Source organism: Thalassotalea sp. G20_0 (assembly GCF_017744175.1).
In the GTDB taxonomy this organism is placed as follows: Bacteria; Pseudomonadota; Gammaproteobacteria; order Pseudomonadales; family Endozoicomonadaceae; genus Endozoicomonas.
Genome location: NZ_JAGHQV010000075.1, coordinates 1 through 14,948, shown reverse-complemented (window position 1 = coordinate 14,948; position 14,948 = coordinate 1). Strand labels below are relative to the sequence as shown.

Annotated in this window: 6 protein-coding genes; 1 reads left to right on the top strand and 5 read right to left on the bottom strand. The window is 51.1% G+C overall.

Annotation, left to right across the window (positions count from 1 at the left end; translation table 11 throughout):
* The 5 genes from J7438_RS23345 to J7438_RS23325 form a co-directional block, all read right to left on the bottom strand.
* Positions 1 to 1,600: DUF1601 domain-containing protein (locus J7438_RS23345; RefSeq protein ID WP_209278480.1), on the bottom strand; the 1,600-nt coding region annotated here is incomplete at its 3' end.
* 106 nt (positions 1,601 to 1,706) lie between these two features.
* The gene (locus J7438_RS23340) at positions 1,707 to 4,949 is read right to left on the bottom strand and encodes an RAP domain-containing protein (RefSeq protein ID WP_209278479.1); all 3,243 of its coding nucleotides are present in this window, start codon (positions 4,947 to 4,949) and stop codon (positions 1,707 to 1,709) included.
* A gap of 105 nt (positions 4,950 to 5,054) precedes the next feature.
* Complete coding sequence (locus J7438_RS23335) at positions 5,055 to 8,297, bottom strand: RAP domain-containing protein (RefSeq protein WP_209278478.1); 3,243 nt, start codon at positions 8,295 to 8,297, stop codon at positions 5,055 to 5,057.
* A gap of 105 nt (positions 8,298 to 8,402) precedes the next feature.
* Positions 8,403 to 11,378, bottom strand: coding sequence for an RAP domain-containing protein (locus J7438_RS23330; RefSeq protein WP_209278477.1), 2,976 nt, complete (start codon positions 11,376 to 11,378; stop codon positions 8,403 to 8,405).
* A 166-nt stretch (positions 11,379 to 11,544) separates the two neighbouring features.
* A complete protein-coding gene (locus J7438_RS23325; protein ID WP_209278476.1) occupies positions 11,545 to 14,571 on the bottom strand; it encodes an RAP domain-containing protein in 3,027 nt (1,008 codons plus the stop codon).
* A 156-nt stretch (positions 14,572 to 14,727) separates the two neighbouring features.
* On the opposite strand from J7438_RS23325, the gene tnpA reads away from it, so the two are divergent.
* The coding region (gene tnpA / locus J7438_RS28720) for an IS66 family insertion sequence element accessory protein TnpA (RefSeq protein ID WP_503003932.1) at positions 14,728 to 14,948 on the top strand (221 nt) is incomplete at its 3' end.

The following is a 14,948-nucleotide window of genomic DNA, read 5'->3' as shown; positions in this document are numbered from 1 at the left end:
CTGGTGTCCGCTCCTGACCGTTGTCCACCAATTTCGCCATGGCCCACAGCAGGTTGCCGATTTCCTGTGGTTTAAAGTTAGCTTTCTGTGCGTTAACGTGGGGCAACAGCGCGGCTACAGCCTTTTTAAGCCCCGGTGTCCGCTCTTGCCCGTTGTCCACCAATTTCGCCATGGCCCACAGCAGGTTGGCGATATGCTGAGGAATAAATTGGTCCTTCTGTGTGTTCACGTGGGGCAACAGCGCGACTAAGGCCTCTTTGAGCCGTGGTGTTTGCTCCTGCCCGTTGTCCACCAGTTTCGCCATGGCCCACAGCAGATTGGTGATTTCCTGTGGTTTAAAGTGAGCTTTCTTTGCATTCACGTGGGGCAACAGCGTGCTCATGGCCTCTTTGAAATCTGGTGTCTGCTCCTGCCCGCTGTCGACCAGTTTTGCCATGGCCCACAGCAGATTGGCGATTTCCTGGGGTTTAAAGTGAGCTTTCTGTGCGTTCACGTGGGGCAATAGCGCGGCCAAGGCCTCTGTAAGCTCTGATGTCTGCTCCTGCCCGTTGTCCACCAGTTTCGCCATGGCCCACAGCAGGTTGGCGATTTCCTGGGGTTTAAAGTTAGCTTTCTGTGCGTTCACGTGGGGCAACAACGCGGCCACGGCCTCTTTGAGTCCCGGTGTCCGTTCCTGCCCTTTGTCCACCAGTTTCGCCATGGCCCACAGCAGGTTGACAATCCCCTGGGCAGTAAATTGGTTTTTCTGTGCGTTCACCAGGGGCAACAGCGAGGCGACTGTCTCTTTGAACTCTGGTGTCTGCTCCTGCCCGTTGTCCACCAGTTTCGCCATGGCCCACAGCAGGTTGGCGATATGCTGCGGAATAAATTGGTCTTTCTGTGCGTTTACGTGGGGCAACAGCACGGCCATGGCCTCTTTGAGTTCTGGTGTCTGCTCCTGCCCGTTGTCCACCAGTTTCGCCATGGCCCACAGCAGGTTGGCAATTCCCCGGGCATCAATATCCCCGGCTGGAGGTTTTTGGTTGCACTTGAATATTATTGCATCAAGAAGTTTTGACAATAAGATAGCCTGAGTAAGTTTAACTCGCTCATCCATGGGTTTATGAAGGGTAAAAACACCCGCTGAAGTAAATGAGTGAAGTGTTGTCGTCAGGCTTCGCCAATTCCAGCTCCGTGTTGCGGTAAAATTTTGCAGCAAGCGTACCAGCTGGCTTTGTTCCGCTCGATTTAACGGTCTTTTAGCAGTTGTCGTGTATTTTTTAATTGAACTGGCATATTGCCCATGATTTCTCCCATCATAGCGATGACCGAAACGACCCGATTTACTCACCAGATCATCCATTATTTCTGGTTTGATGAGGGCATTAAAATCTTGAGTCGGGTTGACAGAACGGCGCACTAGATATTGAGAAGAGCATGGGCCTGAAGAATGGTGAAATTCATTACACCCCGGGGTAGAGCGCGGGGGACTATCCTGCTGTCTGACTGTGGCATGTCTGTATCGCCCACGCCTTGAAGAAGGGGCATGGCCACTCGGTTGGTTGTAACCGTTATCTGATCTTGGGTATTGACCACTGATACCAGCAGAACTTCTATCCATAATTATATTTCATTAATTCATGAAAATATAATAAAGCAGACTGCTGTTCTGCTCAGAAGTTCATTTTGCGGAAAAGTTTACTTGAGTCATGATGGGAGGAAGGAGATTATTGGCTGCTTGTTCTCTTCCTCTTTGCCGGGTTGGTTTGCTCTGCGAAATGTTCTTCACCAGTCACGTATGCAGCACCTGTCCACGCTCTTTTATGTGATACAAAGCCATGCTCCTGTGGCGGGATGCCTATCCTGGTCTTTATTTGATCAATGTATGGTTTCATTAAATCCTGACTCGAGAGCATGTTAACCGGAATTTCAATGACCTCAAATCCTGCTTTTTGCAACAGTGCGATTTTAAGCAGAGTCGAACCATTCCTGGTTTTGAAATCACCACCCACATAATGAGAGGGACCCTGAACTTCAATCACCATGTTGTGATCTGGCAGTAGCAGGTCAACCGGAGGTAATGAGTTCAGACTCTTTTCCTCTTCGATCTTCAAAGATGGAATAGATGATTGGAGTTGATCGCGAAAGCCGACCTGGGTTTTTGAAATGTTTGTCTGGTAATGGCAGACGACCGGACAGGCTCTGCCAAGCCAACTTGCAGCCATGGTAATGATGGATTGTTCCTCTTCATTGTCTGGCGAGGTATTTTCCAGGCGAGTGAACAGGTCATCCATGTGCTTTTCAAACACGTTACTTTTATTGGTATTGGAATCTAGAGACAACCTGGCACAGCATACCATGACTCCCCAGACAGACATCAATATCTCTTGCTGAGAAAACTGAAGGTTCGCACTGATTCTATAGACAAGTGATTCGAACGAAGAGGTAGCCAGGTTCAGCTCAACGAGCTCACCCAGTTTCGCCACTGCCCACAGCAGGATCGCAATACCCCGGGCACTAAATTGGTCTTTCTGTGCGTTCACGTGGGGCAACAGTGCGGCCACGGCCTTTTTGAGCCTTGGTGTGTGCTTCTTCCCGTTGTCTACCATTTTCGCCATGGCCCACAGCAGGTTGGTGGTAGCCTGAGGAATAAATTGGTCTTTCTGTACGTTTACGTGGGGCAACAACACGGCCACAGCCTGTTTGAGCTCTGCAGTCCGCTCCTGCCCGCTGGCCACCAGTTTCGCCATGGCCCACAGCAGGTTGGCGATTTCCTGGGCATTAAATTGGTCTTTGTGTGCGTTTACGTGTGGCAACAGTGCGGCCACGGCCTCGTTGAACCCGGGTGTTCGTTCCTGCCCGTTGTCCACCAGTTTCGCCATGGCCCACAGCAGGTTGGCGATTTCCTGAGCATTAAATTGGTTTTTCTGTGCGTTCACGCGAAGCAAAAGCGCGGCCACGGCCTCTTTGCACTCTGGTGTCTGTTCCTGGCCGCTATCCACCAATTTTGCCAGGGCCCACAACAGGTTGGCGATTTGCTGAGGAATAAACTGGTCTTTCTGTGCGTCCACGAGCGGTAACAGCGCGACCACGGCCCCATTCAGCTCTGGTGTCCGGTACTGTCTGTTGTCCACCAGTTTCGCCATGGTCCACAGCAGGCTGGCGATATGCTGAGGAATAAATTGGCCTTTCTGTGCGTTCACGTGGGCTAGCAGCGCGGCCACGGCCTCTATGAACGCAGGTGTCTGCTCCATCCCGTTGTACAAAAGTTTCGCCATGGCCCACAGCAGGTTGGCGATTCCCTGTGCTGTAAAGTCAGCTTTCTGTACTTTCACGAGGGGCAACAGTGCGGCCATGGCCTTGTTGAAATCTGGTGTCTGCTCCTGGCTGTTGTCCACCAGTTTCGCCATGGCCCAGAGCAAGTTGGCGACTCCCCGCGGAACAAATTGGTCTTTCTGTCTGTGCACGCAGGGCAACAGCGCGGCTATGGCCTCTTTCAGACGAGGTGTCCGTTCCTGTCCGTTGTCCACCAGTTTCCCCAAGGCCCACAGAAGGTTGGTGCTTTCCTGCGGATTGAAGTTAGCTTTCTGTGTGCTCACGTTGGGCAACAGAGCGGCCACAGCTTCTTTGAGTCCTGGTGTTTGCTCCAGCCCGCTGTCCACCAGTTTGGCCATGGCCCACAGCAGGTTGGCGATTTCCTGTCGTTTAAAGTTGGCTTTCTGTGCATTTACGTGGGGCAACAGCGCGACCACGGCCTCTTTGAACTCTGGAGTCAGCCCCTGCTCGTTGTCCACCAGTTTTGCCATGGCCCACAGCAGGTTGGCGATATGCTGAGGAATAAATTGGTTTTTCTGTACGTTCACGTGGGGCAATAGGGCGGCCACGGCCTCGTTGAGCCCTGGTGTCCGCTCCTGGCCGTTGTCCACCAGTTTCGCCATGGCCCATAGCAAGTTGGCGATACCCTGGGCATTAAATTGGTCTTCCCGTGCGTTCACGTGGGGCAACAGCGCGGCTACGGCCTCTTTGAGCCTCGGAGTGTGCTTCAGCCCGTTGTCTGCCATTTTCGCCATGGCCCACAGCAGGTTGGCGATACCCTGAGGAATAAATTGGTCTTTCTGTGCGTTTACGTAGGGCAACATTGCGGCCACGGCCTCGTTGAGCCCTGGTGTTAGTTCCTGCCCGTTGTCCACCAGTTTCGCCATGGACCACAGCAGGTTGACAATATGCTGAGGAATAAAGTGGTCTTTCTGTGCGTTTACGTAGGGCAACATTGCGGCCACGGCCTCGTTGAGCCCTGGTGTTAGTTCCTGCCCATTGTCCACCAGTTTCGCCATGGCCCACAGCAGGTTAGCGATTTCCTGAGCACCAATATCACTGGCTTCAGGTTTTTGGTTGCACTTGAATATTATTGCATCAAGTAGCGTCGACAATAAGGCTGCTTGAGTGAGCTGAACACGTTCATCCATGGGTTTATGTGGGGTAAAAACACCCGCTGAAGTAAATGAGTGCAGTGTTGTCGTCAGGCTTCGCCAATTCCAGCTCCGGGTTGCTGTGAAATTTTGCAGCAAACGCATCAGCTGGCTTTGTTCCGCTTGATTTAACGGTCTTTTAGCACCTAACGTGTATTTTTTAACTGAACTGGCATATAGGCCGTGATCTCTCCCATCATAGCGATGGCCGAAACGATCCGATTTCCTCACCAGACCAGCCATTATTTCTGGTTTGATGAGGGCATTAAAATCTTGAGCAGAGTTGACTGAACGGTGTATTAAATATTGAGAAGGGTGTGTGCCAGAAGAAGGGTGAAATTCATTACATCCCGGGGTAGAGCGGGGGTGAGTATCCTGCTGTCTGACTGTGGCATGCCTATATCGCCCACGCCTTGCAGAAGGGGCATGGCCATTCGGGTGGTTGTAACCGTTATCTGATCTTGGGTATTGACCACTGATACCGGCAGAGCTTCTGTCCATAATTATATTTCATTAATTCATGAAAATATAAAAAGCAGACTGCTGTTCTGTTCAGAAGTTCATTTTGCGGAAAAGTTTACTTGAGTCATGATGGGAGGCAGGCGATTACTGACTGTTTGTTTTCTTCCTCTTTGCCGGGTTGGTTTGCTCTGCTAAATGTTCTTCTGCCGTAACGTATGCAGCATCTGCCCACCCTCTTTTAAGTGAAACAGAGCCATGACCCTGTGGCGGGATGCTTACCCTGATCTTTATTTGATCAATATATGGTTTCATTAAATCTTTGTTCAAAAGCTGGTTAACCGGGATTTCAATGACCTCAAATCCTGATTTTTGCAGCAGTGCGATTTTAAGCAGAGTCGAACCATTCCTGGTTTTGAAATCACCACCCACGTAATGAGACGGTCCCTGAACTTCAATCACAATGTTGTGATCTGGCAGAAGCAGGTCAACCGGAGGTAATGAGTTCAGACTCTTTTCCTCTTCGATCTTCAAAGATGGAATAGATGATTTGAGTTGATCACGGAAGTCGGATTGAGGTTTTGAGGTGGTTGTCTTGTAGTGGGGGACGACCGGACACGCTCTGCCAAGCCAATTTGCGGCCATGGCAATGATGCGTTGACCCTCTTCGTTGTCTGGTGATGTATTTTCCAGGCGAGTTAACAGGTCATCGGTGTGCTTTTCAAGCATATTATTTTTATTGGCATTGGAGTCTAGAGACAACCTGGCACAGCATACCATTACTCCCCAGAGAGACATCAATATGTCTTGATGAGAGAGCTGAGGGTTTTCACTGATTCTGCAGACAAGATATCCGAACGTAGATTTAACCACGTTCAGCTCAACGAGCTCACCCAGTTTCGCCATGGCCCACAGCAGGTTGGCGATTTCCTGTGGGTTAAAGTTAGCTTTTTGTACGATCACGCAGGTCAACAGCGCAGCCACCGCTTCGTTGAACTCTGGTGTCTGTTCGTACTCGTTGTCCACCAGTTTTGCCGTGGCCCACAGCAGGTTGGCGATGCCCTGGGCATTAAATTGGTCTTTCTGTGCGCTCACCCGTGGCAACAGCGCGGCCACGGCCTCGTTGAGCCCTGGTGACTGCTCCTGCCCGTTATCCACCAGTTTCGCCATGGCCCACAGCAGGTTGGCGATATGCTGAGGACTGAACTGGTCTTTCTGTGCGTTCACGCGGGGCAACAGCGCGGCCACGGCCTTTTTGAACTCTGGTGTTCGCTCCTGCCCGTTGTCCACCAGTTTTGCCATAGCCCACAGCAGGTTGGTGATTTCCTGTGGTTTATAGCTAGCTTTCTGTGCGTTCACTTGGGGCAACAGCGCGGCCACGGTCTCGTTGAGCTCTGGTGTACGCTCCTGCCCGTTGTCCACCAGTTTCGCCATGGCCCACAGCAGGTTGGCGATTTCCTGGGCATTAAATTGGTCTTTCTGTGCGTTCACGTGGGGCAACAGAGCGACTAAGGTCTCTTGGAGCTCCGTTGTTTGCACCTGCCCGTCGTCCACCAGTTTCGCCATGGCCCACAGCAGGTTGGTGATACCCTGTGGTTTAAAGTGAGCTTTCTGTGCGTTTACCTGGGGCAACAGCGCGGCCACAGCCTCTTTGAGTACTGGTGTTTGCTCCTGCCCGTTGTCCACCATTTTCGCCATGGCCCACAGCAGGTTGGCGATTTCCTGTGGTTTAAAGTGAGCTTTCTGTGCGTTCACGTGGGGCAACAACGCGGCCACGGCCTCTTTGAGCCCTGGTGTGTGCTCCTGCCCGTTGTCTACCATTTTCGCCATGGCCCACAGCAGGTTGGCGGTAGCCTGAGGAATAAATTGATTTTTCTGTACGTTTACGTGGGGCAACAACACGGCCACAGCTTCTTTGAGCTCTGTTGTCCACTCCTTCCCGTTGTCCACCAGTTTCGCCATGGCCCACAGCAGGTTGGCGATATGTTGAGGAATAAACTGGTCTTTCTGTGCGTTCACACGGGGCAACAGCGCGACCACGGCCTCGTTGAAATCTGGTGTCCGCTCCTGCCCATTGTCCACCAGTTTCGCCATGGCCCACAGCAGGTTGGCGATATGCTGAGGAATAAATTGGTCTTTCTGTGCATTCACACGGGGCAACATCGCGGCCACGGCCTCTTTGAGCCATGGAGTCCGCTCCTGGCCGTTGTCCACCAGTTTCGCCATGGCCCACAGCAGGTTGGCGATACCCTGTGGTTTAAAGTTAGCTGTTTGTACGTTCACGTGGGGCAACAGCGCAGCCACGGCTTCGTTGAACTTTGGTGTCTGCTCCTGCCTGTTGTCCACCAGTTTCGCCATGGCCCACAGCAGGTTGGAGATTTCCTGTGGTTTAAAGTGAGCTTTCTGTGCGTTCACGTGGGGCAACAACGCGGCCACGGCCTCTTTGAGCCCTGGTGTGTGCTCCTGCCCGTTGTCTACCATTTTCGCCATGGCCCACAGCAGGTTGGCGATAGCCTGAGGAATAAATTGATCTTTCTGTACGTTTACGTGGGGCAACAACACGGCCACAGCTTCTTTGAGCTCTGTTGTCCACTCCTGCCCGTTGTCCACCAGTTTCGCCATGGCCCACAGCAGGTTGGCGATCCCCTGGGCATTAAATTGGTCTTTCTTTGTGTTCATGTGGGGCAACAGCGCGGCCACGGCCTCGTTGAGCTCTGGCGTCCGCTCCTGCCCGTTGTCCACCAGTTTCGCCATGGCCCACAGCAGGTTAGCGATTTCCTGAGCACCAATATCACTGGCTTCAGGTTTTAGGTTGCAGTTAAATATTATTGCATCAAGTAGCGTTGACAATAAGGCAGCTTGAGTGAGCTTGACATGCTCATTTATGGGTTTATGAGGGGTAAAAACACCCGCTGAAGTAAATGAATGAAATGTTGTCGTCAGGCTTCGCCAATTCCAGCTCCGCGTTGCTGTGAAATTTTTCAGCAAATGCATCAGCTGGCTTTGTTCCGCTGGATTTAAAGGTCTTTTAGCTGCCGACGTGTATTTTTTAACTGAACTGGCATATTGACCATGATAACTCCCATTATAGTGATGACCAAAACGTTCAGATTGACTCACCAGACTAGCCATTCTTTCCTGGTTGATGAGGGCATAAAAATCCTGGGTCGGGTTCACTGAACGGCACTGAAGATGTTGAGAAGGGCCTGCGGCAGGAGATTGGTAAAATTGATTACACCCCGGTGTAGTGCGTGGAGTATTATCCCACTGTCTGACTGTGGCATGTCTATATCGTCCACGCCTTGATGAAGCGGCATGGTCATCTTGTTGGTTGTAACCATTACCTGATCTTGCGTAATGACCACTGATACCAGCAGAACTTCTATCCATAATTATCTTTCATTAATTTATGAAAATATGAAAAGCAGACTGCTGTTCTGTTCAGAAGTTCATTGTGCGGAAAAGTTTACTTGAGTCATGATGGGAGGAAGGTGATTACCGGCTGCTTGTTTTCTTCCTCTTTGCCAGGCTGGATTGCCCTTGTAAATGTTCTTCACCAGTCACGTATGCAGCACCTGCCCACCCTCTTTTAAGTGAAACAGAGCCATGCTCCTGTGGCGAGATGCCTATTCTGGTCTTTATTTGATCAATATAGGGTTTCATTAAATCCTGATTCCAAAGCATGTTAACCGGGATTTCAATGACCTCAAATCCTGCTTTTTGCAACAGTGCGATTTTAAGCAGAGTCGAACCCTGCCTGGTGTTGAAATCACCACCCACGTAATGAGACGGTCCCTGAACTTCAATCACTATATTGTGATCTGGCAGAAGCAGGTCAACCGGAGGTAATGAGTTCAGACTCTTTTCTTCGTCAATCTTCAGAGATGGAATAGATGATTGGAGCTGATCGCGGAAGTCGGCCTGGCTTTTTGAAATGATTGTCTGGTAATGGCGGACGAGCGGACAGGCTCTGCCAAGCCAACTTGCAGCCATGATCATGATGGATTGTTCCTCTTCATTGTCTGGCGATGTATTTTCCAGGCGAGTGAACAGGTCATCCATGTGCTTTTCAAACACGTCACTTTTATTGGCATTGGAATCCAGAGCCAACCTGGCACAGCATACCATGACTCCCCAGAGAGACATCGATATCTCTTCCTGAGATAACTGAAGGTTCTCACTGATTCGATAGACAAGCGATTCAAACGTACAGATAGCCGGGTTCAGCTCAATGAGTTCACCCAGTTTGGCCATGGCCCACAGCAGGTTGGCAATACCCTGGGCATTGAATTGGTCTTTCTGTGCGTTCACGAGGGGTAACAGCGCGGCCACAGCCTCGTTGAGCCCTGGTGTTTGCTCCTGCCCGTTGTCCACCAGTTTCGCCATGGCCCACAGCAGGTTGGTGATTTCCTGTGGGTTAAAGTTGGCTTTTTGTACGATCACGCAGGTCAACAGCGCAGCCAGCGTTTCGTTGAACTCTGGTGTCTGTTCGTACCCGTTGTTCACCAGTTTTGCCATGGCCCACAGCAGGTTGGCGATATGCTGTGGAATAAAATGGTCTTTCTGTACATTCATAAGGGGCAACAGCGCGGCCACGGCCTCTTTGAGCCCTGGTATCTTCTCCTGCCCGTTATCCACCAGTTTCGCCGTGGCCCACAGCAGGTTGGCAATTTCCTGTGGGTTAAAGTCGGCTTTCTGTGCGTTCACGTGGGGCAGCAGCGCGGCCACGGCTTCTTTGAGCTCTGGTGTTCGCTCCTGCCCGATGTCCACCAGTTTCGCCATGGCCCAGAGCAGGTTGGCGATTTCCTGTGGTCTAAAGTGAGCTTTCTGAGCGTTCACGAGGGGCAACAGGGCGGCCACGGCCTCGTTGAGCTCTGGTGTCCGCTCCTGCCCGATGTCCACCAGTTTTGCCATGGCCCATAGCAGGTTGGCGATACCCTGGGCATTAAATTGGCCTTTCTGTGCATTAACGTAGGGCAACAGGGCAGCCACGGCCTCGTTGAGCTCTGGCGTCTGCTCCTGTCCGTTGTCCACCAGTTTCGCCATGGCCCACAGCAGGTTGGCGATAGCCTGAGGAATAAATTGCTCTTTCTGTACGTCTACGTGGGGCAACAGCGCGGCCACGGCCTGTTTGAGCTCTGGTGTCTGCTTCTGCCCTTTATCCGTCAGTTTCGCCATGGCCCACAGCAGGTTGGCGATTTCCTGTGGTTTAAAATTAGTTTTCTGTGCGTTCACGCGGGGCAAAAGCGAGGCTACGGCCTCGTTGAACTCTGGTGTCTGCTCCTGCCCCTTGTCCCCCAGTTTTGCTAATGCCCACAGCAGGTTGGTGATTTCCTGAGGTTTAAAGTGAGCTTTCTGTGCGTTCACGTGGGGCAACAGAACGGCCACGGACTCGTTGAGCTCTGGTGTCCGCTCCTGCCCGTTGTCCACCAGTTTCACCATGGCCCACAGCAGGTTGGCAACATGCTGGGCAATAAATTGGTCCTTTTGTGCGTTCACGTTGTGCAACAGCGAGGCCACGGCCTTGTTGAGCTCTGGCGTCCGCTCCTGCCCGTTGTCCACCAGTTTCGCCATGGCCCACAGCAGGTTGGTAATGCCCTGGGCCTTAAATTGGTCTTTCTGTGCGTTCACGTGGGGCAACAGCGCGACAACGGCCTGGTTGAACTCTGGTGTCCGTTTCTGCCCGTTGTCCACCAGTTTGGCCATGGCCCACAGCAGGTTGGCGATTCCCTGAGGAATAAATTGTTTTTTCTGTGCGTTCACATGGGGCAACAACACGGCCACGGCCTCTTTGAACCCTGGTATCCGGTCCTGCCCGTTGTCCACCAGTTTCGCCATGGCCCAAAACAGGTTGGCGATTCCCTGAGCATCAATATCCCTGGCTTCAGGTTTTTGGTTGCAGTTAAATATTATTGCATCAAATAGCGTTGACAATAAGTTAGCCTGAGTAAGTTTAACTCGCTCATCCACGGGTTTATGAAGGGTAAAAACACCCGCTGAAGTAAATGAGTGCAGTGTTGTCGTCAGGCTTCGCCAATTCCAGCTCCGTGTTGCGGTAAAATTTTGCAGCAAGCGTACCAGCTGACTTTGTTCCGCTCGATTTAACGGTCTTTTAGCAGTTGTCGTGTATTTTTTCATTGAACTGGCATATTGCGCGTGTTTTTTCCCATCATAGCGATGACCGAAACGGTCCGATTTCCTCACCAGATCATCCATTATTTCCTGTTTGATGAGGGCATTAAAATCTTGAGCCGGGTTAACAGAACGGTGCACTAGATATTGAGAAGGGCATGGGCCTGAAGAATGGTAAAATTCATTATGCCACGGGGTAGAGTGGGGGGGATTATCTTGATGTCTGACTGTACACTGTCTATACCGTCCACGCCCTGAAGCAGCAGAGTCATCTGGTTGGTTGTAATCATTACCTGGTCTTGCGTATTTATCAATGATACCGGCAGAACTTCTATCCATAATTATATTTCATTAATTCATGAAAATATAAAAAGCAGACTGCTGTTCTGTTCAGAAGTTCATTTTGCGGGAAAGTTTACTTGAGTCATGATGGGAGGAAGGCGATTACTGGTTGTTTGTTTTCTTCTTCTTTGCCGGGTTGGTTAGCTACTTATGCAGAACCTGCCTATCCTCTTTTAGGTGATTCAGAGCTATGATCCTGTGGCGGGGTGCTCACCCTGATCTTTATTTTATCAATATATGGTTTCATTAAATCGTTGTTCAAAAGCTGCTTAGTCGGGATTTCAATGACCTCAAATCCTGCTTTTTGCAGCAGTGCGATTTTCAGCAGAGTTGAACCATTCCTGGTTTTGAAATCACCACCCACGTAATGAGACGGTCCCTGAACTTCAATCACCATGTTGTGATCTGGCAGAAGCAGGTCAACCGGAGGTAATGAGTTCAGACTCTTTTCTTCTTCAATCTTCAGAGATGGAATAGATAATTGCAGTTGATCGCGGAAGTCGACCTGGGTTTTTGAAATGGTTGTCTGATAATGGCGGATGACCGGACAAGCTCTGCCAAGCCAACTGGCGGCCATGCTCATGATGGATTGATCCTCTTCATTATCTGGCGATGTATTTTCCAGGCGAGTTAACAGGTCATCCATGTGCTTTTCAAGCAGGTTATTTTTATTGGCATTGGAGTCTAAAGCCAATCTGGCACAGCATACCATGACTCCCCAGAGAGACATCAGTATCTCTTGCTGAGAAAACTGAAGATTCGCACTGATTCGATAGACAAGCGATTCGAACGAAGAGGTAGCCTGGTTCAGCTCAACGAGTTCACCCAGTTTGGCCGTGGCCCACAGCAGGTTGGCAATACCCTGGGTATTAAATTGGTCTTTCTGTGCGCTCACCCGGGGCAACAGCGCAGCCACGGCCTCGTTGAGCCCTGGTGACTGCTCCTGCCCGTTATCCACCAGTTTGGCCATGGCCCATAGCAGGTTGGCGATTTCCTGTGGGTTAAAGTTCGCTTTTTGAACGATCACGCAGGTCAACAGTGCAGCCACCGCTTCGTTACACTTTGGTGTCTGTCCGTACCCGTTGTCCACCAGTTTTGCCATGGCCCACAGCAGGTTGGCGATGTCCTGGGCATTAAATTGGTCTTTCTGTGCGTTCACGCTGGGCAACAGCGCGGCCACGGACTCTTTGAACTCTGGTGTCGGTTCCAGCCCGTTGTCCACCAGTTTCGCCATGGCCCACAGCAGGTTGCTGATAGCCTGTGGTTTATAGTGAGCTTTCTGTGTGTTTACCCGGGGCAACAGCGCGGCTAAAGCCTCTTTGAGTACTGGTGTTTGCTTCTGCCCTTTGTCCTCCAGTTTCGCCATGGCCCACAGCAGGTTGGAGATTTCCTGTGGTTTAAAGTGAGCTTTTTGTGCGTTCACGTGGGGCAACAACGCGGCCACGGCCTCTTTGAGGTCTGGTGTGTGTTCCTGCCCATTGTCCACCAGTTTGGCCATGGTCCACAGCAGGTTGCTGATAGCCTGTGGGTTAAAGTTAGCTTTCTGTGCGTTGACCTGGGGCAGCAGCGCAATGACAGCCTCTTTGAGCCCTGGTGTCCGTTCCTGGCCATTGTCCACCAGTTTGGCCATGGTCCACAGCAGGTTGCTGATAGCCTGTGGGTTAAAGTTAGCTTTCTGTGCGTTGACCTGGGGCAGCAGCGCAGTGACAGCCTCTTTGAGTCCTGGTGTCCGTTCCTGGCCGTTGTCCACCAGTTTCGCTATGGCCCACAGCAGGTTGGCGATTCCCTGTGGTTTAAATTTAGTTTTCTTTGCGTTCACGTAGGGCAACAGCGCGGCCACGGCCTCTTTGAGTCCCGGTGTCTGCTCCAGCCCGTTGTCCACCAGTTTCGCCATGGCCCACAACAGGTTGGCTATACCCTGGGCATTAAATTGGTTTATCTGTGCGTTCACGTAGGGCAACAGCGCGGCCACGGCCTCTTTGAGTCCTGGTGTCTGCTCCAGCCCGTTGTCCACCAGTTTCGCCATGGCCCACAACAGGCTGGTGATTTCCTGTGGATTCAAGTTAGCTTTCTGTGCATTCACGTAGGGCAACAGCGCGGCCATAGCCTCGTTGAGCCCCGGTGTCCGCTCCTCTGTGTTGTCCACCAGTTTGGCCATGGTCCACAGCAGGTTGCTGATACCCTGTGTTTTAAAGTTTGCTTTCTGTGCGTTTACCTGGGGCAACAGCGCAGTGACAGCCTCTTTGAGCCCTGGTGTCCGTTCCTGGCCGTTGTCCACCAGTTTCACTATGGCCCACAGCAGGTTGGCGATTTCCTGTGGTTTAAAGTTCGCTTTCTGTGCGTTTACATGGGGCAACAATGCGGCCACGGTCTCTTTGAGCTCTGGTGCCCGCTCCAGCCCGTTGTCCACCAGTTTCGCCATGGCCCACAGCAGGTTGGCAATGCCCTGGGCCTTAAATTGGTCTTTCTTTGCACTCACGTGGGGCAACAGCGCGACAACGGCCTCGTTGAACTCCGGTGTCTGCTTCTGCCCGTTGTCCACCAGTTTCGCCATGGCCCACAGCAGGTTGGCGATACCCCGGGCATCAATATTCCTGGCTTGAGGTTTTTGGCAGCAGTTAAATATTATTGCATCCAGTAGCGTTGACAATAAGTGAGCTTGAGTAAGCTTAACACGCTCATCCATGGGGTAATGAGGGGTAAAAACACCCGCTGTAGTCAATGAATGAAGTGTTGTCGTCAGGCTTCGCCAATTCCAGCTCCGTGTTGGGGTAAAGTTTTGCAGCATACGTATCAGCTGGCTTTGTTCTGCCCGGTTTAACGGTCTTTTAGCAGCTGACGTGTATTCTTTAATTGAACAGGCAAATTGACTGTGATTTTTTCCATTATAGCGATGACCGAAGTGATCCGATTTACTCAACAGATCATCCATTATTTCCTGTTTGATGAGGGCATTAAAATCTTGAGCAGGGTTTACTGAACGGCACTGTAGATGTTGAGAAGAGGGTGTGCCAGAAGAATGGTAAAATTCATTGCGACCCGGTGCAGTACGGTGGTGATTATCCCATGGTCTGACTGTGGCATGTCTGTATCGCCCACGCCTTGAAGAAGGTGCAAGGCCATTCGGTTGGTTGTAACTGTTATTTGATCTTGTGTATTGACCACTGATACCAGCAGAACTTTTATCCATAATTATATTTCATTCATTCATGAAAATATGAAAAGCAGACTGCTGTTCTGCTCAGAAGTTCATTTTGCAGAAAAGTTTACTTGAGTCATGGTGGGAGGAAGGCGATTACTGGCTGTTTGTTTTCTTTTACCTTGCTGGGTTGGTTTGCTCTTGTAAATGTTCTTCGACAGTTACGTAGTAAGCGCCAAAATAACCCACGTCCTACCCTGCTCAGATTTGATCAAGGATCATAAAGCCTCTGATTACATGGAGGCTCCAATGACCAATCCAGAAACCACTAAAGAACAATGGCTGCAACGAATCGAAGCCTGGCATGACTCCGGGCTGAGCCAAAAGGCCTGGTGCCGACAAAATGGCGTCAGGCCATCACAGTTTGG